This is a genomic window from Afifella sp. IM 167, assembly GCF_020144925.1.
Taxonomy (GTDB): Bacteria; Pseudomonadota; Alphaproteobacteria; order Rhizobiales; family Afifellaceae; genus Afifella.
In genome coordinates, this window is sequence record NZ_NSLC01000002.1 from 401550 (window position 1) to 421745 (window position 20196).

The 20196-nt window shown below is 65.4% G+C and carries 18 protein-coding genes; 3 read left to right on the forward strand and 15 right to left on the reverse strand.

What is annotated here, in order from left to right; genetic code table 11:
- Window positions 1-108: 108 nt before the first annotated feature.
- Both CLD20_RS04545 and CLD20_RS04550 read left to right on the forward strand, forming a co-directional pair.
- The gene (locus CLD20_RS04545; protein WP_224405405.1) at window positions 109-1290 is read left to right on the forward strand and encodes a bifunctional 2-C-methyl-D-erythritol 4-phosphate cytidylyltransferase/2-C-methyl-D-erythritol 2,4-cyclodiphosphate synthase; all 1182 of its coding nucleotides are present in this window, start codon (window positions 109-111) and stop codon (window positions 1288-1290) included.
- Entirely contained in the window at window positions 1280-1786 is a 507-nt protein-coding gene (locus CLD20_RS04550) for a CinA family protein (RefSeq protein ID WP_224405406.1), read from the forward strand. Before CLD20_RS04545 ends, CLD20_RS04550 begins: the two co-directional genes overlap by 11 nt.
- A gap of 18 nt (window positions 1787-1804) precedes the next feature.
- Here the strand turns inward: CLD20_RS04550 and CLD20_RS04555 are convergent, their stop codons facing one another.
- The 12 genes from CLD20_RS04555 to CLD20_RS04610 all read right to left on the reverse strand — a co-directional run bounded on the left by CLD20_RS04555 (window position 1805) and on the right by CLD20_RS04610 (window position 16469).
- Window positions 1805-2278: a type II toxin-antitoxin system RatA family toxin gene (locus CLD20_RS04555; RefSeq protein WP_224405407.1), complete on the reverse strand. Its 474-nt coding sequence runs from the start codon at window positions 2276-2278 to the stop codon at window positions 1805-1807.
- 11 nt (window positions 2279-2289) lie between these two features.
- The gene (gene lipA / locus CLD20_RS04560; RefSeq protein WP_370636805.1) at window positions 2290-3294 is read right to left on the reverse strand and encodes a lipoyl synthase; all 1005 of its coding nucleotides are present in this window, start codon (window positions 3292-3294) and stop codon (window positions 2290-2292) included.
- A 9-nt stretch (window positions 3295-3303) separates the two neighbouring features.
- On the reverse strand, window positions 3304-3558 hold the full coding sequence (locus CLD20_RS04565; protein ID WP_224405409.1) for a GlsB/YeaQ/YmgE family stress response membrane protein: 255 nt from the start codon (window positions 3556-3558) through the stop codon (window positions 3304-3306).
- A 50-nt stretch (window positions 3559-3608) separates the two neighbouring features.
- A complete protein-coding gene (gene lpdA, locus CLD20_RS04570) occupies window positions 3609-5045 on the reverse strand; it encodes a dihydrolipoyl dehydrogenase (protein WP_224405410.1) in 1437 nt (478 codons plus the stop codon).
- Window positions 5046-5190: 145 nt separating this feature from the next.
- Entirely contained in the window at window positions 5191-7917 is a 2727-nt protein-coding gene (locus CLD20_RS04575; protein WP_224405411.1) for a glucose/quinate/shikimate family membrane-bound PQQ-dependent dehydrogenase, read from the reverse strand.
- A 120-nt stretch (window positions 7918-8037) separates the two neighbouring features.
- Entirely contained in the window at window positions 8038-9654 is a 1617-nt protein-coding gene (locus tag CLD20_RS04580; RefSeq protein WP_224405412.1) for a carboxyl transferase domain-containing protein, read from the reverse strand.
- Window positions 9651-10082 (reverse strand): rhodanese-like domain-containing protein, encoded by a 432-nt coding sequence (locus CLD20_RS04585; protein WP_224405413.1) that lies wholly within the window; start codon window positions 10080-10082, stop codon window positions 9651-9653. The genes CLD20_RS04580 and CLD20_RS04585 overlap by 4 nt, the downstream gene beginning before the upstream one ends.
- 796 nt (window positions 10083-10878) lie before the next feature.
- Complete coding sequence (locus CLD20_RS04590) at window positions 10879-12249, reverse strand: mechanosensitive ion channel domain-containing protein (RefSeq protein WP_224405414.1); 1371 nt, start codon at window positions 12247-12249, stop codon at window positions 10879-10881.
- A gap of 97 nt (window positions 12250-12346) precedes the next feature.
- On the reverse strand, window positions 12347-13153 hold the full coding sequence (locus tag CLD20_RS04595; protein WP_224405415.1) for a YdcF family protein: 807 nt from the start codon (window positions 13151-13153) through the stop codon (window positions 12347-12349).
- 94 nt (window positions 13154-13247) lie between these two features.
- A complete protein-coding gene (locus tag CLD20_RS04600) occupies window positions 13248-14081 on the reverse strand; it encodes an aldo/keto reductase (RefSeq protein WP_224405416.1) in 834 nt (277 codons plus the stop codon).
- Window positions 14082-14221: 140 nt separating this feature from the next.
- On the reverse strand, window positions 14222-15280 hold the full coding sequence (locus tag CLD20_RS04605; RefSeq protein WP_304504348.1) for a cytochrome-c peroxidase: 1059 nt from the start codon (window positions 15278-15280) through the stop codon (window positions 14222-14224).
- A gap of 229 nt (window positions 15281-15509) precedes the next feature.
- Window positions 15510-16469 carry a cation diffusion facilitator family transporter gene (locus tag CLD20_RS04610; RefSeq protein ID WP_224405417.1) on the reverse strand — a complete coding sequence of 320 codons (960 nt, stop codon included), beginning with the start codon at window positions 16467-16469 and terminating at the stop codon, window positions 15510-15512.
- 113 nt (window positions 16470-16582) lie between these two features.
- On the opposite strand from CLD20_RS04610, the gene trmFO reads away from it, so the two are divergent.
- On the forward strand, window positions 16583-17977 hold the full coding sequence (gene trmFO, locus CLD20_RS04615; protein WP_224405418.1) for a methylenetetrahydrofolate--tRNA-(uracil(54)-C(5))-methyltransferase (FADH(2)-oxidizing) TrmFO: 1395 nt from the start codon (window positions 16583-16585) through the stop codon (window positions 17975-17977).
- Between the two features lie 22 nt (window positions 17978-17999).
- Here the strand turns inward: trmFO and CLD20_RS04620 are convergent, their stop codons facing one another.
- From CLD20_RS04620 to secF, 3 genes are read right to left on the reverse strand one after another with little or no spacing between them, the layout of a single operon-like run.
- Window positions 18000-18833 carry a squalene/phytoene synthase family protein gene (locus CLD20_RS04620; RefSeq protein ID WP_224405419.1) on the reverse strand — a complete coding sequence of 278 codons (834 nt, stop codon included), beginning with the start codon at window positions 18831-18833 and terminating at the stop codon, window positions 18000-18002.
- Between the two features lie 17 nt (window positions 18834-18850).
- Window positions 18851-19258, reverse strand: a complete 408-nt coding sequence (locus tag CLD20_RS04625) for an Mth938-like domain-containing protein (RefSeq protein WP_224405420.1) — start codon at window positions 19256-19258, stop codon at window positions 18851-18853.
- Window positions 19258-20196: a protein translocase subunit SecF gene (gene secF / locus CLD20_RS04630; RefSeq protein ID WP_224405421.1), complete on the reverse strand. Its 939-nt coding sequence runs from the start codon at window positions 20194-20196 to the stop codon at window positions 19258-19260. Before secF ends, CLD20_RS04625 begins: the two co-directional genes overlap by 1 nt.

Genomic DNA, 20196 nt, shown 5'->3' on the forward strand with positions numbered 1-20196 from the left:
CTTTGCTGCCAACTATCTAATCAGATGTGTGGCGAGAGCAAGTGCGACAAGGGGATAAGCGCCGGCTGGGTAAACCGGCCTTGGGGGAATGGCAATGACCGGGGCAGCATGACGGAAATGCGGAGCTATGCGGCGCTCATCGTCGCGGCGGGCAGCGGATCGCGCTCCGGCCTCTCCCTGCCGAAGCAATACGCGCGTCTCGGCGGCATGCCGGTGCTGCGAAGGACGCTGCTCGCCTTTTCGGCAAACCCGCTCGTGTCGTCGATCCTCTGCGTCATCCAGCCGGCCAACCGCGATCTCTACGAGGAAGCGGCCGAAGGCATCGACAAGCTCGGCGAGCCGGTCGCCGGCGGCGACAGCCGGCAGGCCTCCGTGCGCCTCGGCCTGGAGGCCCTCGCCGCGGACGCGCCCGATTACGTTCTCATCCACGACGCGGCCCGCTGTTTTGTTACCCCGGACGTCATCGAGCGGGTCGTCGCCGCTCTCGACGAAAAGACCGGCGCCGTGCCCACCATTGCCGTTTCCGACACGCTCAAGCATGTCGAAGGCGGTCTCGTGACCGCCACGATCGACCGGGCGCGCTGCCGTGCCGTGCAGACGCCGCAGGCTTTTCCCTTCGCCCCCATCCTTGATGCCCATCGTGCGGTAAAGGATCGGAGCGACCTCACCGACGATGCGGCGGTCGCCGAGGCGGCAGGTCTCGCCGTCCGCTCCGTCGAGGGCGATGAAAGGAACGTCAAGCTGACCACCTCCGCCGACTTTTCCCGCGCTGAGCGCCTGCTTCAGGGCACGAGCGAAATCCGCACCGGCCAGGGCTACGATGTCCATGCCTTCTGTCCGGGCGACCATGTCACCCTGTGCGGCGTCGAGGTTCCGCATGAGCGCGCCCTCCTCGGCCATTCGGATGCCGATGTCGGCATGCACGCGCTGACGGACGCCCTCTACGGCGCCCTCGGCGAAGGCGATATCGGCCAGCATTTCCCGCCGAGCGACCCGCAATGGAAGGGCGCCGCCTCGGAAATCTTCCTGCGCGCCGCGGCCGAGCGCGTCGCCGCGCGCGGCGGGCGGATCATCAACGCCGACGTCACGCTCGTCTGCGAGGCGCCGAAGATCGGCCCGCACCGCGCCGCGATGGGCGAGCGCCTCGCCGCCATCCTCGGCATCTCGCCCGGCCGCGTGAACGTCAAGGCGACGACGAGCGAGAAGCTAGGCTTCACCGGCAGGAGCGAGGGCATTGCGAGCCTGGCGACGGCGAGCGTCGCGCTACCGGGAGAAGACGATGGCGCCTGAGAGCTCGTTCCAGGCGCGCGCCGCCTCGCTGCTCGACATCTGCCGTCAGCGCGGCCTGATGATCGCCACGGCCGAATCCTGCACCGGCGGCGGCCTTGCGGCCGTGCTGACGGAGATCGCCGGATCCTCCGAGGTCTTCGAGCGCGGCTTCGTCACCTATTCCAACGCCGCCAAGATGGAGCTTCTCGGCGTGCCGGCGGAGATGATCGAGCGGCACGGTGCCGTCAGTACGGAAGTGGCGCGCGCCATGGCCGAGGGAGCGCTCGCGCATTCGCACGCCGGCCTCTCCCTCTCCATCACGGGTGTCGCCGGCCCCGGCGGCGGCACGGCGGCAAAGCCGGTCGGCCTCGTCTGCTTTGCAGCGGCCCTCAGGAGCGGAACCGTGATCGACGTGGAAAAGCGCTTCGATGCCGCGCTCGGACGCACCGGCATCCGCCGCGAAAGCGTCGCGACCGCGCTCGACATGCTGGCCGGGCTCGCGCGCAAGGCCGGATAAAGCGGCACTGAAAATGGGTCAGGCGCGCGTCGGCGCCACGCCTTCACGCCCGTAGAGCGTGTCGGCGCGCCGTTCGAAGGACGAAGCGAAAGTGCGAAAGACCCGGTCGAACATCGCTCCCATCACGGCGGCGAGCGTGCGGCTCTTGAACTCGTAGTCGATGTAGAAATGGATCTTCGACTGGCTCTCTCCGAGCGGCTCGAAGTTCCAGACATTCTCCATCGTGCGGAACGGCCCGTCGAGATAGTCCGCGCGGATGGAAAGATCCTGCCGGTCGAGCGTCACCTTGGAGGTGAAGGTCTCGCGCAGCATCTTGTAGCCGACGGTCATGTCGGCGACGAGGATCGTCCTGCCCTCGATCTGCTTGCGCCCGCGCACGTGCAGCCTTTCGCAGAACGGCACGAATTCGGGATACTTTTCCACATCGGCGACGAGATCGAACATCTCGGTCGCGGAATGCTCAACGATGCGGGACGTCTCGTGATGGTGCATGCGGATGGGGCTCAGTCGCTCAGCGCGGCGCGCGCCTTGCGCAGACGCTCGAAATCCTCGCCTGCATGGTGCGACGAGCGCGTCAGCGGGCTCGCCGAGACCAGCAGGAAGCCCTTCGCATAGGCGATCGCCTCATAGTTCTTGAAAGCTTCGGGCGTCACGAAATCCTTCACCGGGTGGTGCTTTCGCGAGGGCTGCAGGTACTGGCCGATGGTCAGGAAATCAACCTCAGCGGTTCTGAGGTCGTCCATCAGCTGAAGCACCTCGTTCCGCTCCTCGCCGAGACCGACCATGATGCCGGACTTGGTGAACATCTGCGGATCGAGTTCCTTCACGCGCTGCAGGAGCCGCAGCGAATGGAAGTATCGAGCCCCCGGCCGAACGGTGAGATAGAGCGCCGGAACGGTCTCCAAGTTGTGGTTGAAGACGTCCGGCTGCGCTTCCACCACCGTCTCCAGCGCGCCCTTCTTGCGCAGGAAGTCGGGCGTCAGAACCTCCACCGTGGTCTCCGGCGTGGTCGCCCTCAGCGCCTTGATGACCGCGGCAAAATGCGACGCGCCGCCATCGGCAAGGTCGTCCCGGTCGACGGAGGTCACGACGACATGCGTCAGCCCCATCTGCGCGACGGCATCGGCAAGGTGCTGCGGCTCATCGGGATCGACGGGTCCCGGCATGCCGGTGCGCACGTTGCAGAAGGCGCAGGCGCGCGTGCAGGTGTCGCCCAGGATCATGAAGGAGGCGTGCTTCTTCTCCCAGCACTCTCCCATGTTGGGACAACCCGCTTCCTCGCAGACCGTGACCAGCTTGCCGGAACGCACGATCTCCGCCGTGTCGCGATAGCCGCGCGAGACCGGCGCTTTGACGCGAATCCAGGCGGGCTTGCGCTGGATCGGCTGATCCGGCCGGCGCGCCTTCTCCGGATGGCGGGGCCGCGCCGCAAGCTCCGGCCGGCTCTCTGTCATCACCTCCGCGGCGCTACTTCCGGAAGGCTCGATTGTGTTGATGAGCGTGACCAAGGGCTACTTTCAGCTGCGCCCGCGAATGGCGCGATAGAGGAAGATGAGAATGCAGGCGCCGACGATCGCGACAACCAGCTGGGCGTACCACACCGGCTGCGTCATGATTCCGAGGAGACCCAGCACCCAGTTGAGAGCGAGCGCGCCGACAATGCCGAGCACGATGTTGGTGAGCAGGCCGTGATCGGCCCGCATGAGCTTCTCGGCAATCCAGCCCGCCAGGCCGCCGAGGATGATGGACATCAAAATTCCCATGCCGTTCATGGTTCAGCTCCCCTCATTGTTGCCGTCCGAGCCCGCCCCGGGCCCGAGCTTCATACGTGGATAACGCGTCCATACGCGTCAAGCACGCTCTCGTGCATCATCTCTGAGAGCGTGGGATGCGGGAAGACCGAGTGCATCAGCTCTTCCTCGGTCGTCTCCAGGTTCATGGCGATCACGAAGCCCTGGATGAGTTCCGTCACCTCTGCGCCGATCATGTGCGCGCCGAGGAGTTCGCCGGTCTTGGCGTCGAAGATGGTCTTGACGAGGCCGTCGGGCTCGCCGAGCGCGATTGCCTTGCCGTTGCCGATGAAGGGAAAACGTCCGACGCGAATCTCGCGCCCCGTCTCCTTCGCCTTCTTCTCCGTCAGGCCGACCGAGGCGACCTGCGGCTGGCAATAGGTGCAGCCCGGAATCTTCAGCTTGTCGATCGGATGCGGCTTCAGCCCCTTGATGGCTTCCACGCAGACGACGCCCTCATGCTCGGCCTTGTGGGCAAGCATCGGCGGGCCGGAGACGTCGCCGATGGCATAGACGCCTTCCACGTTCGTCTTGCCGTACGCGTCGGTGACGATGAGACCGCGCTCCGTCTTTACTCCGAGCTTGTCGAGGCCGAGGCCCTCTACGTTGCCGACGACGCCGACGGCGGAAATGACCCGCTCGAAGGTCTTCTTAACCGCCTTGCCGTCCTTGGTTTCGATGGTCGCGGTGACCTCGTCCTTGCCCTTCTCCACCTTGGTGATCTTCGCCTCGGTGTGGATCGTGATCCCCTGCTTTTCAAAGCGCTTGCGCGCCAGTTGGGCGATCTCGGCATCCTCGACGGGCAGGATCTGCGGCAGCACCTCCACGACCGTCACTTCCGATCCGAGGAAGCGGTAGAAGGAGGCGAACTCGATACCGATCGCGCCAGAACCGATGACGAGCAGCGACTTCGGCAGCTTTTCAGGCACCATCGCCTCGAAATAGGTCCAGACCAGCTTCTTGTCGGGCTCGATGCCAGGCAGCGTCCGCGGCTTCGTGCCGGTCGTGACGATGATGTGCTTGGCCGAATAGGTCCCCTCCCCCTTGGCGCCCTTCGGCGCGGGAGACTTCGACGGCGAGACGGCGACCTCGCCCTTGCCGGAAAGCTTCGCCCAGCCCCAGATCACATCGACCTTGTTCTTCTTCAGAAGGAAGCCGACGCCCTGGCTGAGCTGACCGGCAACGCCCCGCGAGCGCTTGACGATAGCCTCGATATCAAAGCCGACATTGTCGGCGGAAAGGCCGTAATCCTTGGCATTCTGCATGTAGTGGAAGATCTCGGCCGAGCGCAGCAGCGCCTTCGTCGGGATGCAGCCCCAATTGAGGCAGATGCCCCCGAGATGGCTTGCCTCCACCACCGCTGTCTTGAAGCCGAGCTGCGCGGCGCGGATCGCCGTCACATACCCGCCGGGGCCCGCGCCGATGACGATCACGTCATAGGCGTTATCGCTTGAATTCTTCTCGGCCATTCTGCCTCGCGCTCTGCCGTTCGGGGCCGGCACGAAGGGCGCACCGGCAAGTGAGGCCGCACCCTAGCGGTCCCGCCCGTCCGATCAAGCACAAGGGCGGCGGAGGCTGCCATGCACTTCCGCCGCCCATGGCCGTTTCGGCCGATCAGCTGTCGGGCAATGCATAGGCGATGATGGAATCGCCCGTCTTCGTGCCGAGCGAGCCATGCCCACCCGCAACGACGAGAAGATACTGCTTGCCGTCGACAGCATAGGTCATGGGCGTCGCCTGCCCGCCCGCGGGCAGCCGGCTTTGCCACAGCTTCCTGCCGGTCGTGGCATCGAAGGCGCGCACGTAATAGTCGAGCGTGCCGGAAATGAAGGCGAGGTTGCCGCCCGTCAGGACCGGCCCGCCAAGGTCTGGAACGCCCATGTTGAAAGGCACCGGTACGGGCGCGCGGTCCCGCACCGTGCCGTTCTGATGCATGTAGGCGATCTCGCCGGTGGTCAGATCCGCGCCCGCGACATAGCCCCAGGGCGGGGCCTGGCACGGAAGGCCGACCGGCGAGGTGAAGGGCTTCAGCACCGCCGCATAGGGGGCGCCGTAATTCTCGTTCAGCCCCGGCTTGCCATCCGAAACATAGTTCTTTTCGTCATTTTCGCGCGGGATCAGGCGCGAGATGAAGGCAAGATAGGAGGGCGTTCCGAACATGATGCCCCGCTCCGGATCGACGGCGATGCCGCCCCAGTTGAAGGCGCCGAAATTGCCTGGATGGACCAGGCTGCCGTTGACCGAAGGCGGCGTGAAGCGACCCTCCCAGCGGTACTGCTTGAACCGGATTCGGCAGACCAGCTGGTCGAACATCGTTGCACCCCACATGTCGCGCTCTTCCAGAAGAGGCGGCTTGAAGGAGAGAGCCGAGGTCGGCTGAGTTTCCGACACGGTATCGCCTTGTGCGGCACCTTGGGGGGCAGGCTCCTCCGTGACCGGCAGGATCGGCTCGCCGGTCTCCCGGTTGAGGACGTAAATGTCTGCCTGTTTGGTGGCCTGGACGATCGCCGGCACCGTCTCCCCATCGATATTGAGGTCGATCAGCGCGGGCTGGGAAGGTACGTCCATGTCCCAGAGGTCGTGATGAACGGTCTGGAACACCCATCTCAGCTTGCCCGTCGCAATGTCGAGCGCGACGATCGAGGAAGAGAACCGTTCCGTCTCGGGCGTGCGGTTGCCGCCGAACTGGTCGGGAGGCGCATTGCCGAGCGGCACGTAGACGAGGCCGAAATCGGGATCGGCGCTCATCGTTGTCCAGGAATTGGGTGAGTTCGCCGTGTAGGTCTCGTCATCTGGGATCGGCGTCGTCTCGTCCGGATCGCCCGAATCCCAGTTCCAGAGAAGATCGCCCGTATCCACGTCGTAGCCCCGGATGACACCGGAAGGCTCGGTCGTGGAGACGTTGTCGTTGACCGACCCGCCAACGATGATGACACCGCGGGCGATCGTGGGCGCTGAAGTCGAATAGTAGAAGCCCTGCTGCGTGTAGGGCATGTTCTTCCACAGATCGACATGGCCGCCATTGGCGAAGCTCTCGCAGACTATGCCGGTCTCGGCATTGAGGGCGATCAGGCGCGCATCGGCGGTCGGCAGGTAGATGCGGCGCGGGCATTCTTCCTGCATCGCGGCGGCCTTACGTTCCGATTCGCTCAGCTCCGGCTCGGCCGGCACGCTCGTCGCCGGCGCGGCCTGGTCGGCAGCGGGGGGCGTCTCTCCGCCTTGCGCGAGGTTGGGTTCGCCGACCGGTGACGGTGCCGACGGAATCGCCGATTCGGCAGCCGGAAGCTCTGCCTCCTGTGCCGTGCCGCTCTCGGCCATCACCTCGGATTCAGCCGATGCATCCGGCGTCTGCGCGGTTGACGGCGCGGACTGTGCGGCACTTTCCGTGCTCTCCGCCTGCCCGGCATCGGAGGGCGCGGCGCTTTCGGCCGAGGTAGATTCGGAGACCGCGGTCCCGGTACCCTCGCCGTTTTCGCCGCCGGTCACGCTCGCCGCGGAAGCCACTTCCTCCGGCACCTGGTAATAGGAAACGCCCCGGCAGGTCTGATGCTGGCGGCTGATATCCTCGCCGACCTTGGGGTCGAAGCGCCACTTCTCCTCGCCGGTCTTCGCATCGAGGGCGATCGCGAGATTATGCGGCGTGCAAAGATAGATGGTGTCGCCGATCTTGAGCGGCGTCACCTCGTAGGTCGTTTCGTTCGGGTCGCCTTCGCGCTTGGTGTCGCCTGTGTGATATTCCCAGGCGACCTCAAGCTGGTTGACGTTGTCGGAGTTGATCTCGGCGAGCGGCGAGTAGGTCTGGCCGTATTCGGTACGTCCGTAGGCCGGCCAGTCTTCGTCCGGCACGTCCGGCCCTTCCCCGGCCGGCCCCTCCGCGGCATTCGCCACCCTTTCCGTCGGCAGCGAACCAGCGATGTCGTTGGAGGGCGTCCACAGCGCATAGGCCGCGACACAGAACGCAAAGACCAGCGACACGGCGAGCGGGATGCCGGCGCCCCGCCAGGGGGCGGGCTTCGTCTCACCGTAGCGCACCAGGGGGCGGGTGACGAACGGCAGCATCAGCCACAGGCCGATCAGGACGACGATGTCGCCGCGGGGAGCGAGCTGCCACCAGTCGAACCCGACTTCCCAGATGGCCCAGATGAGCGAGCCGAAAATGACGGCCGCATAGACCCAAAGCGCCGCGACATTGCGCTTGAACAGGAGATAGCCGGTGAGAAGAAAGCCAAACGAAACAATGAGATAATACCAGGAGCCGCCGACCGCGATAAGCCAGGCGCCCCCGATGGCGAGCACTAATCCCAATAAAGCAATGATGATGCCGGTGATCGTCGCGGCCAAGGGTGCCTCCTGTCGGTGATATGCTCACCAACACGGAAAGCCGGCTTCGGTTTCGTCAAAGGCCGCGCAGATCCGCGATTGTTCGGGCGATGGCGGCCCCACCCGCCCACCGAGCCCGGCCTACATGCGAAAGACGCCGAAACGCGTTTCTTCCACGGGCGCCTGCAGGCAGGCATGAAAGGCGAGCGAGAGCACATCGCGCGTCTCCGAAGGCAGGATGATCCCGTCGTCCCAGATCCGGGCGGTCGCGTAGTAGGGATTGCCCTGCGCCTCGTAGGTCTCGCGGATCGGCGCCTTGAAGGCCTCTTCCTCCTGTGCGCTCCAGGCGCCGCCTTCGGCTTCGATGTTGTCGCGCCGCACCGTGGCGAGAACCGAGGCCGCCTGCTCGCCGCCCATCACCGAGATGCGCGCATTCGGCCAGGCGAACAGGAACCGGGGCGAATAGGCCCGCCCGCACATGCCGTAATTGCCCGCGCCATAGGAGCCGCCGATGATCACGGTGATCTTCGGCACCGCCGCCGTCGCGACCGCCGTCACCAGCTTGGCGCCGTCCTTGGCGATGCCGCCGGCCTCGTACTGCGAGCCGACCATGAAGCCGGTGATGTTCTGCAGGAAGAGGAGCGGGATCCGCCGCTGGGCGCAGAGTTCAATGAAATGCGCGCCCTTCAGCGCCGATTCGGAAAACAGGATGCCGTTATTGGCCAGGATGCCGATCGGCACGCCGCCAAGATGGGCAAAGCCGGTGACGAGCGTTGCCCCGTAGAGCGGCTTGAATTCGTGAAAGCGCGATCCGTCGACGAGGCGGGCGATGACGTCGCGCACGTCGTACTGGCGCTTGAGGTCGACCGGCACGAGCCGCTCCAGGTCGCTCGAGGGATAGGCGGGCTCTTGCGGCTTGATGAGCGCGATATCCGGCGCCGCGGCCGGGCCGAGATGGGCGACGATCTCGCGCGCGATTGCCAAGGCATGCGCATCGTCGATGGCGAGATGGTCGGCAACGCCGGACTTTCTCGCATGCACCTCCGCCCCGCCGAGATCGGTGGCCGAGACCACCTCCCCCGTCGCCGCCTTCACCAGCGGCGGCCCGCCGAGGAAGATCGTGCCCTGGCTTTCCTCGCCGGTGCCGCGCACGATCACCGTCTCGTCGGACATGGCCGGCACATAGGCCCCGCCTGCCGTGCATGAGCCCATGACGACGGCGATCTGGGCAATGCCCCTCGCCGACATGTTCGCCTGGTTGAAGAAGATGCGGCCGAAATGCTCCCTGTCGGGAAACACTTCGGTCTGGTGCGGCAGGTTCGCACCGCCCGAATCAACGAGATAGATGCACGGCAGCCGGTTCTGCAGGGCGATTTCCTGGGCCCGCAGATGCTTCTTCACCGTCATCGGATAGTAGGTGCCGCCCTTGATGGTCGCATCGTTGGCGACGATCATCACCAGCCGGCCACTGACGCGCCCGATGCCGGCGATGAGGCCGGCGCCGTGGATGGCGTCCTCGTACATGCCGTTTGCAGCGAGAGGCGAAAGCTCCAGGAAGGGCGCGCCGGTATCGAGAAGACGCGCCACCCGCTCGCGGGGCAGAAGCTTGCCGCGCGAAACGTGCCGCTCGCGCGCCTTTTGTGTGCCGCCGAGCGCGGCCTCGTGGCGGCGAGCCCGAAACGCCTCGCAAAGCTCGGCCCAGGCCGCGCCGTTCCCCTGCGCATCCGCCGGCGGTCGGCCCGCCTTCAGCAGGCTCATGCGCCGCCGCCTGCGCCCTTCTGCGGCTTCGGCGCGGGCGCTTCGACCTCGCCGCCGGCCTCCTTCCAGGCGGCGAAACCTCCGACGATATGGGCGACGGGCGAAAGTCCCATCTCCTGCGCCGTCCGGGTCGCCAGCGCGGACCGCCAGCCGGCTGCGCAGAAGAAGATGAAGGTCTTGTCCTCGGAGAAGACCGGCTTGTGATAGGGGCTCTCAGGATCGATCCAGAATTCCAGCATGCCGCGCGGGCAGTGCTCGGCGCCCGGGATGGTCCCCTCGCGCTTCAGTTCGCGAATGTCGCGCAGGTCGATAAGAACGACCTCGCCCGCATCGCGTCGCGCTATCGCCTCTTCCGGCGTGAGGTTGGTGATCGACGTTTCGGCATCCTGAAGAAGCTGCCGGTAGCCCTTGGTGATCGTCTGCGCCATGCGTCCTCCCGCTTTTGCGGCGGAGATTAGCCCGGCGCGCAAGGCGAAGGAAAGGCACTCGCCGGGGGTTGCCCTCGGAGCCCCACACCGCAAAGCAAAAGGCGCGGATCTTGCGACCCGCGCCTTGTTCAACAGCCTTCCAGACGAGTTAGCTTACGGCGACCGCCGTAGCACCACCACTGACGATCAGCGAGATCACCAGAAGCAGTCCCGCACAGACCGCAAAAGTGACCACAGCCGCCCGCCAGCAGGACGGCTCGTTCAAATCGGGCATGCAAATCCCCTTTTGTCCCCGGAAGTTCAGGGCCTCCTCAGCGCCCCGGAACTCCCGAAAAATTACAGACTGTTACGGACGCCTTCAAGACACTTTGACGCGTATTTGCCCCAATTCGGCCCAGTTGTGGCTCCTGAGCCTCAGCTCCCATCCTTGCCGGAAGCTTGCGTCTCGCTTCAAAGCCCTTTCCGTTTCCCATTTCTGCGGTCTCCGAAAGAGCGCCGAATCACAGGCATTGCCTGGGGGAAAACAAAAATCCGTCCGTGAAGAACATCCGTCATGGCAGAACGGACCGCCATGCGAGGCTTACGCCGGCCGCCATCGAGCCGGTAGGATTGCCTTAAGGCTTGCGGCCCCGAGGCGGCGGGAATGTGGCGATGTGCAGTGCAAAACGCAAGCACCGATCGCGCTTCAGCCACAGCTTCGCGGCATAGCTGATATCCCTCCAAAGAATACCTGAAATATCGTTGTATTTCATATGCTTACGATAGACCGGAAACCGACCGATACGCCCTGTGAAGGTTAATCGGTCGCACTTTCGCCGCCCTCGCCCGGCCCTCCCCCCGCGCCGGGCGCGGATCCTGCCGGCTCGGTGCGCAAGGGCCCCTGAAAGATCACCTCGCGATGCGGGAACGGGATCGACACGCCAGCCGCCTTGAAGGCGTCCCAGCAGGCGAGCAGCACCTGCCCGCGCACATTGGTGAGCCCGTTCTGCGGGTCGCGAATCCAGAAGCGCAGGATGAAATCCAGCGAGGAATCGCCAAAACCCGTCAACCAGCAGACGGGCGGCGGCCCCGGCTGCACCCGCTCCACGCTCTTGGCCGCCTCGATGGCAAGCTTGCGCACTTCGTGAGGGTCGGAGGAGTAGGCGACGCCGAAATGGACGTCGAGCCGGATCAGCGTGTCGGTGAAGGACCAGTTCACCACCTGCTGGGTGATGAAATCCTCGTTCGGAATCAAAAACTCCTTGCCGTCCCGCGTCACCACCGAGACGAAGCGCGCCCGAAGCTCGCGGATCCAGCCGAAGGTCTCGCCGAGCGAGATCGTGTCGCCGGGCTTTATCGACTTGTCGAGCAGGATGATCATCCCAGAGATGAAGTTGGAGACGACCTTCTGCAGGCCGAAGCCGATGCCGACGCCGAGCGCGCCGGAGAAGACGGTGAGCGCCGTGATGTCGATTCCGAGCGCCGTCAGCGCCGTCGCGCCGGCCGCCACGACGAGGCTGAACTTGACCACCTTGCCGAGGAGAACCCTGAGCGTGGGGGTGAGATCGTTCGCCTTCTCCAGCCGTTGCTCGAGGAAATTGCCGGCAACGACGGCAGCCCACAGAAGCCCTGTGAGGAGCAGCGCGGCCTGGATGAGAAAGAGAAGCGAAAGCCGGAAGGTGCCGAGCTGCAGCGCCGCCGAATCGAGAAGCAGGGTCGCCTCGTCGAGGAAGCCGGTGATACGCAGCGCCACGTAGATCCATGCAATGACCGCCACGAAGCGCGCCAGCATGCGGTTGCGGATGAGCCGCGAGACGATCGAGATGACCACCCAGGCGCCCACGAGCGAGGCGGCGATCTCCACCATGTAGGTGCGGCTCGGCCAGGTAAGCGAGCGCATCACGACAAGGATCGCCAGCAGCACGAGCGACATGACGATCCAGCGCGTCCGCCTCAGGACGAGCGCCAGGAAGCGAAGGAGGCGCGGCTGACCTCTGATGGCGCGCACCCGCCCCTCAAGTCGCCGCTCCACGATGCGGCCCAGGAGGAGGCTGCCGACGACGGCGGCGGCGATGATGGCGATCTGGATCAGCGTCCAGGGACGCACGAGGAGGCCGATCCACTGAAAGAGCGCCGTCTCAGCCTCGCCGAGCATTGCCGCGACCTCAGCTTCCTTGAACCACTCCACCAGCCGCTACCTCTCCTTGAGCACCGAGACACTCTAACGTTCTTGCGGACAGGGACGATCCAGCCCGGCTCGCCCTCGTCCGGAGTACGGGCGGCCGCTAATCGGTCTGCGGTCCCGGAAAAAGGCTGCTGACGCGGCCGGTTAGCCGATAGGCGAGAAGCCCCGCCCATTCGCGCGCAGCGATGTCGGTCCGCTCAAGGCCAGCGCCGATCCGCGAGAACGGCAGCAGCCAGTCATCGGCGGCAGCGCGGTAGTCGACCGGATAGGCGGTGACGGGAAAACCGGCCGCGCGGAAACAGCCGATGGCGCGCGGCATGTGGTAGGCGGAGGTCACGAGCCACCATGTCTCGTCCGGCTTCGGCTCCACCAGCCTCTTGGAGAATCTGGCGTTCTCCGCGGTATTGCGGGAATCGGGCTCCAGCTCCACGCGACCCGGCGCAAGGCCGAGGTCTTCCGCGACCGACCCGATGAGGCTCGCTTCAGATTCCGGGCTGTCGAGGACGAGGAGGCCCGTCCCGCCTGAAAAGACAATCCGCGCTTTCGGATAGGCACGCGCCAGCTCGATCATCGCGAGCACGCGGTCACCGGCTTCCGTCAGCTCCAGACCGGAACCGCGCAACGAGCTGACACGATCGGAGAGCGCGCCGCCAAGAATGATGATGCCGTCCGGCGCCGGCGCATCGGCCGAGGGACGTTCGAAGCGATTCTCGAGCGGCAGGATCAGCCAGTTTGCCACCGGTCCCCAGCCGCAGGCGGCAAGGAGAACGAGCGAGGTGGTGAGCGCCGCCCCGCCGAAAAGCCTGAATCTCAGAAGAAGGAGCGCCCCGCCGAGGAGGGCGAGAACGAGGAGAGCGTTGGAAGGGGCGAGAAAGAACCCGCCGACCTTGGAGACGATAAAGAACATCGCTCTTCCTTCGAAAAAGCGCGCGGGGAAGAAGCGATGCCCGATTCAGCCGCGCCGGCCAAGCGGCGCGGCCGGTACCGGCGACAAAGCGGCCTCAGGCCGCCTCGTCCCATTGCGGAGCCCAGTCGGGATCGACCTCGCGCCCATCCGGCCGCGCGAGGCCCGAGATCCGGCCCATTTCCTCCGGCGTCAGGGCGAAGTCCTCGATATCGATGTTCTCGCGCACCCGTTCCGCGTTTGAAGAGCGCGGGATGGCAATGACGCCCTCCTGCTGGACGTGCCAGCGCAGGACGACCTGCGCGGGGGTCCTGTCCTTCTCCTCGGCGATTTCCATGACCACCTTTTCCTCCAGCACCGAGCCTCGCGCGATCGGCGCATAGTCGGTCATGGCAAGGCCATGCTTGCGGCAGGCCGCGTGCACGACGCGCTGGTCGAGATAGGGATGATGCTCGACCTGGTTGGCAACGAGCGGTTCGTCGGCGTGGCGCATCGCTGCCTCGAGCAGCGGCGCGGTGAAATTGGATACGCCGACATGCCTTGCCAGCCCCTGCTTCTTCGCCTTGCAGAGCGAGCGGATCTGCTCGTCGAAGGGAATGTCCGGGCTCGGCCAGTGAATGAGGAGGAGATCGACCTGATCGAGGCCGAGGCGCTTCAGGCTCTCCTCGGCCGAGCGCTGGAAGTCTCCCTCGCGCAGCTGGTCGTACCAGACCTTGGTGGTGACGAAGATGTCGTCGCGCGGGGTGACGTGATTCTTCAGCGCGTCGCCGACGGCCACCTCGTTCTCGTACGCCGCCGCGGTATCGATATGCCGGTATCCGGCGTCGAGCGCGACTTCCACCATATGCCGGCATACGTCGTCGCGCAGCCGCCAGGTGCCGAAGCCGATGGCCGGGATCTCTGCGCCATTTGCCGATACGGTGAGTGTCATGGCTGCTCCTTCGTGGCGTTTCCGATGATGGCCGGAAAACTGGTGCGGTGCGGGAGCGGTTCCATCATCCGGTCGGACGGCGGGGAAAAGGAAGAGCCGCCCGAGGGCGGCTCCGGTTCTCATCCGCAAGGATCGTTTCCTCAGCCGTCCTGGCCCGGCAGGGTCAGCACCGGCGGGGGCGTGGTGTCCGTGCTCGCCGGCAGGATCGGGTATTCGACCTGCGGCTGCTCGCCCGTCAGAGCGTGCAGGAAGGCGACGATCGCGTCGACTTCCTCTTCGGAGAGCTCGGTGCCCAGCTGGGCGGTCGCCATCACTTCCACCGCCTGGCGCAGGCTCCAGACCTGACCGGAATGGAAGTAGGGCGCGGTCAGCGCGACATTGCGCAGGGAACCTGCACGAAAGACGTACTCGTCCGAGGCCGTCTGGGTCACGGCAAAGCGACCCTTGTCGGCGCGCGGCAGGATGTCGGCGCCGGGCTGCTCGACGACGCCGAACGGGAAGTATGCCTGACCACCGACATTGACGCCCGAGTGGCAGGTGGCGCAGCCCTTGTCCATGAACAGGGCAAGGCCTTCCTTCTGCTGGTCGGTCATGGCGTTCGTGTTGCCGTCGAGGAATTGATCGAAGGGCGAGGCCGGAGTGACGAGGGTCACCTCGAAGGCCTCGATCGCCTTGGCGACGTTGTCGAGCTTGACCGGGTCGTCGTCACCGGGAAAGGCCACGTCGAACAGGTCCTTGTAGTCCTCCATGCTGTTCAGGACCTCGAGCACCCGCTCCGGCGTGGAGTTCATCTCCACCGCGGCCTGCATGGGGCCGACGGCCTGCGCCTTCAGGTCTTCCGCGCGCCCGTCCCAGAACTGGGCGATGTTGAAGACCGCGTTGAGCACGGTCGGCGCATTGCGCGGGCCGCGCTGCCAGCCGTGTCCGACGGAGGTCGGCTGCAGATCGGTGCCGCCGAGGCCGAGATTGTGGCAGGTATTGCAGCTCAGAAGGTGACTGGAGGACAGCCGCGGGTCAAAATAGAGCATCTTGCCGAGCTCTACCTTCTCGCGGGTAATCGCATTGTGTTCCGGCGCCTGGACCAGCGTCGGGATGGGATCGAAAATCTCGTTGGCCTGGGTCATCAATTGGTCGTCGGCAGCCTGCGCTGCCGTGCCGAGACCGGCAGCCATCAGGAGCGAGACCAGCAAGCGGTTCATCGCGCTCTCCATGGTTAGGGAGTGCCGCGAGAACATCGAGCGAACCGCGAATCGGCGACCGTTTCGCTGCGGTTTGGAGTATATCGCCCGCTGATCCTCGCGACCTCTCATTGCCTCAAGGTCGCGTGCGAAGTCTCGCGCCGCAGCTCGCCGTCAGATTTGACTTAGATCAATTCTAAACTAGAAGGACGATTCTGTCGCATCCAGAAAACGCCCTTCAGCACTGAGACTAGCTCTGATGCCCCTCGGCGGCGGCAAGAGCGGCCGCCTCCATCTCATGATGGTCTTCCGCCGACTGCACCTCGATGAAGAGCCTCAGGATCCGCGGGAAGCGCGACTTGATCTCGATCTCAAGATCGTGGATCGCCTCTTCGACCGCCCCCGCCGTGAGGTCGTTCTCGAAATCGATCGAGACCGCGAGAAGGATGTCGTTCGGTCCGCGATGCAGCGTGCGGATCTCGTTGATCGCGCTGACAGCGCGGTGCTTTTCGATGATCTGGCGAATCGCCTGCACGGTCTCCGGATCGGCCGATTCGCCGATGAGGAGACCTTTCGTCTCGATGGCCAGAAGCAGCGCCGTCATGCCGAGGATGAGGCCGATGCCGATCGAGGCTGCCCCGTCGAGCCAGGGCATCTCCAGATAGGCGGCGAGCGTCACGCCGATCAGGGCAACGAAAAGACCGAGCATCGCCGCCGTATCCTCGAAGAGCACGGTGAAGACCGTCGGGTCCTTCGACTGGCGAATCGCGGAAAGGAAACTCCGTCCGTTGCGGCTCTTCTGGAACTCCTTGTAGGCGATCGTCCAGGCGACACCCTCGAACACCATCGCCAGGACGAGGACGATGTAGTTCACCATCGGGCTGCTGATCTCGTGCGGATCGATGATCTTCTGCACGCCCTCATACATGGAAACGCCCGCCCCGACCGCGAAGATCAGGATCGCGACGACGAAGGCCCAGAAATAGATTTCCGATGCGTAGCCGAAGGGATGCGCCCGGTCGGCCGGCCGCTTCGAGCGCCGGATACCGTAAAGGAGGAGACCCTGGTTGCCGGTATCGACCAGCGAATGGATGCCTTCCGAGAGCATGGCGGAGGAGCCCGTATAGGCCGCAGCCGCGAACTTCGTCACCGCGATCAGCGCGTTGCCCACGAGCGCGGCATAGATGACCTTGTTCGAACCCGACGCCATATTTCGCTTTTCCTTCTGTGCTGCGACTGCCACCTCTTGCGATCCGAGGCCCGAGCGTCAACATTCCCGACCATGAAGCGTTGCATTTTCACGTGTCGCACCGGAGACGGGCGATGAAGCCGGTCCGCGTCGTGGGCGGCGGCCTCGCCGGCTCTGAAGCCGCCTGGCAGATCGCCTCGGCAGGCCTTCCCGTCATCCTCACCGAGATGCGCCCGCTCACCGGGACGCCCGCCCACAAGACGGACGGGCTGGCAGAGCTCGTCTGCTCCAATTCCTTCCGCTCCGACGATGCCGAGAACAACGCCGTTGGCGTCCTGCATCAGGAGATGCGCCTGGCCGGCTCGCTGGTCATGGCATCCGCCGACAGCCATCAGCTTCCGGCGGGCTCGGCCCTCGCCGTCGACCGCGACGCCTTCTCCGCCGCCGTCACGCAGGCGATTGCCGCGCACCCGCTCATTACCGTGGAGCGGGGCGAGGTGAACGCCCTGCCCGCTCCCGGCGAGAGCGTCATCATCGCCACGGGCCCGCTGACGAGCGATTCGCTCTCGGCCGCGATCCGCGAGGCGAGCGGCGAAGACCAGCTCGCCTTCTTCGACGCCATCGCGCCGATCGTCCATCGCGACAGCGTCGACATGGACACCGCCTGGTTCCAGTCGCGCTACGACAAGCCGGGCCCAGGCGGCGACACCGCCGCCTATCTCAATTGCCCTCTTTCGCGGCCGCAATACGAGGCCTTCATCGACGCGCTGCTTGCCGCCGAAACCGCCGATTTCCGGGACTGGGAAAAGGACACGCCCTATTTCGAGGGCTGCCTGCCGATCGAGGTGATGGCAGCCCGCGGCCGCGAGACGCTGCGCTACGGTCCGATGAAACCGGTCGGCCTCACCAACCGCCACAAGCCGGACGAAAAGCCCTGGGCGGTCGTTCAGCTCCGCCAGGACAACCGGCAGGGCAGCCTCTTCAACATGGTCGGCTTCCAGACCAAGATGAAATACGGCGAGCAGGCGAAGGCCTTCCGGCTTATCCCGGGGCTTCAGAACGCCGAATTCGCCCGCCTCGGCGGCATCCACCGCAACACTTTTCTGCGCTCGCCAAAAATTCTCGACGCCTCCCTGCGCATGAAGGCCGCCCCGCATATCCGCTTCGCCGGCCAGATCACCGGCTGCGAGGGCTATGTGGAATCGGCGGCGGTCGGGCTGATGGCCGGCCGCTTCGCCGTTGCCGAGGCACGCGGCGCCGAGCCGGCGCTGCCGCCGGAGACGAGCGCGCATGGCGCACTCCTCGCCCATATCACCGGGCGCAGCCTTCTCGACCCGGACGCCGACTTCCAGCCGATGAACGTCAATTTCGGGCTTTTTCCGGAGATCGAGACGCCGCAGGCCGATGCGGAGGGCAGGAAGATAAAGGGCAAGGAGCGGGGCTTTGCCCGCAAGCGCATCCTCGCCCGCCGCGCCCTTGCCGATTTCGCCGCCTGGATCGAGAGGAATGGCCTGAAAGAGGTCGCCTGAGGCCTTTCGGCCCCGCGGCCGCTTAGCCTTTGAGGGCGGCGATCGCGATCCGGCTCAAGATGGCAAGCGCCGGGGCTCTCGGCACGGCCTTGGCGAACGCGGCAGGGTTCTGCCGCTCCCGAGAAATCAGCAGCCTCGCCGCCGCGAGCGGCAGAAAGGCCGGCCGTGCCTCGCGACCGACATCGGAAAGCGCTGAGACAGCCTTCTGCCGGTGCGCCTCGGCGAGCGCTGCCAACTGCTCGATCGGCCCCGCTAGGCGGGCTGGCTCGGCCCGATAGGCCGCCTCCGCCGAAAGACCGGCTCCTTCAAGCATGTCGAGAGGTATGAGCAGGCGTCCCCGCGCCCGATCCGCCGAAAGCCTCCACAATCCCGTCGCGAGCCCGTAGGCAATGCCGGCATGGCCGGCGGCCTCCGCAAGCGCCTTCGCCTCGCCCCCGAGCATCAGGCCGGCGAGCTGAAAGAGGCTCGATTGCGTTTCCCCGAGCCGGCCTTCGAGTTCCGTCCGGTCGGCCGGCGGATCGGCATAGAGATCGGCCTGGCGCGCCTCCGTCAGCGCCGCAAGCGCCCGTTCGTCGAGGTCGCAAGCCTTGAGGGCGCTCGCCAGCCGGTCGATGATCGGCGCCCCGCTCGCCGCGCCGGAGATCCCCGTCGCGAGCGCGTCGCGCCACCAGGTGAGTCGGATTTCCCCGAGCGCCGGCTCCTTGACGATATCGGCGACCCGCTCGGCCTCCACCGCGAAGGCATAGAGCGCCAGAAGGTCCTCGCGCTTGTGCGCCGGGGCGAAAAGCACCGAATAGTAGCGCGGCAGATCGCGCTCCTTGACGGGTGCGGAGAGATTGGGATCGGGCTCGGCCATCACGCCGACCTAGCGTCTCAGAACGCTTCGTCGACGGCGATCAGCGCCGCTGCGACGGCCCGGCTTTCCTGCAGCAGGATATTGAAGGTCCGCGCTGCGGCCCCCGTCGGCATCACTTCGGGCGAAAGGCCGAAATCCATCAGCCGCTTCTTCAGCTCCGGTGGGAGCGGCACCGGGTTGCGCCCGGTGCCGACGAGAAAGACGTCAATGTCGCGCGCTTCCTGCAACAGCGGATCCAGCGTTCCGATATCGATCTCCTCGGGACGGGTGACCGACCAGGCGAGGATGGCGCTCGGCAGGAGCAGGATGGAGCCGCGATGCGACATGCCGGCGAAACGGAAGCCGCCATTGCCGTAGGCGTCGATCGGCGCGCGCCCCGGAAATTTGCCGCCTGGCTGAGCGCCGCCCTGCCCTTCCTCCGCCATCAGCCGGAGGCGCTCTCGTCGGCGGTCGCCGGCTTGCCGACCTTCTCGGAGCGCAGGTTGAAGTAGATGAGGATCGGCGCCGCGATGAAGATCGACGAATAGGTGCCGATGAAGACGCCCCAGATCATCGCCGCCGTGAAGGAGCGGATGACCGACCCTCCGAAGAAGAACAGCGCAAGGAGCGCGATCAGCGTCGTGGCGGAGGTCAGCAGCGTGCGCGACAGCGTCTGGTTGATCGCCAGATCGATGAGATCGTGGATCTCCATCTGCTTGAATTTGCGCAGCGTCTCGCGAACGCGGTCGAAGACCACCACCGTATCGTTCAGCGAATAGCCCACGATCGTGAGAATCGCCGCGATGGATGAGAGGTTGAACTCGATCTGCGTGACCGCGAAGAAGCCGATCGTCAGGACCACGTCATGCACCAGCGAGGCGATGGCGCCGACGGCGAATTGCCATTCGAAGCGGAACCAGATGTAGAAGAGCACGCCGATCATGGTGACGAGCACGGCGATCGTGCCCGTCTCGGCGAGTTCGCCGGAAACGCGCGGACCGACCACTTCCACCCGCCGATAGGTATATTCGTCCTCGCTCAGGACGTTCTGCACCTTGCGAACGGCCTCCTGCTGCGCCTCCTCGCCGCCCGGCTGGGTGACGAGATGGATCAGGACGTCATTGGGGGTGCCGAAGCCCTGCACCTCGAAATCACCAAGGCCCAGCGGCGAGAGCTTGGAGCGGATGTCGGCGATATCGGCGACCGCCGACTTGCTCTGGACTTCAATGAGGGTGCCCCCCTTGAAGTCGATGCCGAGATTGAGGCCGACGACGAAGAACAGAATAAGCGAGGCCGCCATGGCGATCAGCGAGGCGGGAAAACCCCACCGCGCAAAGCGCATGAACGGGACTTTTGTGTCGTCGGGAATGAGACGGATGGGCAT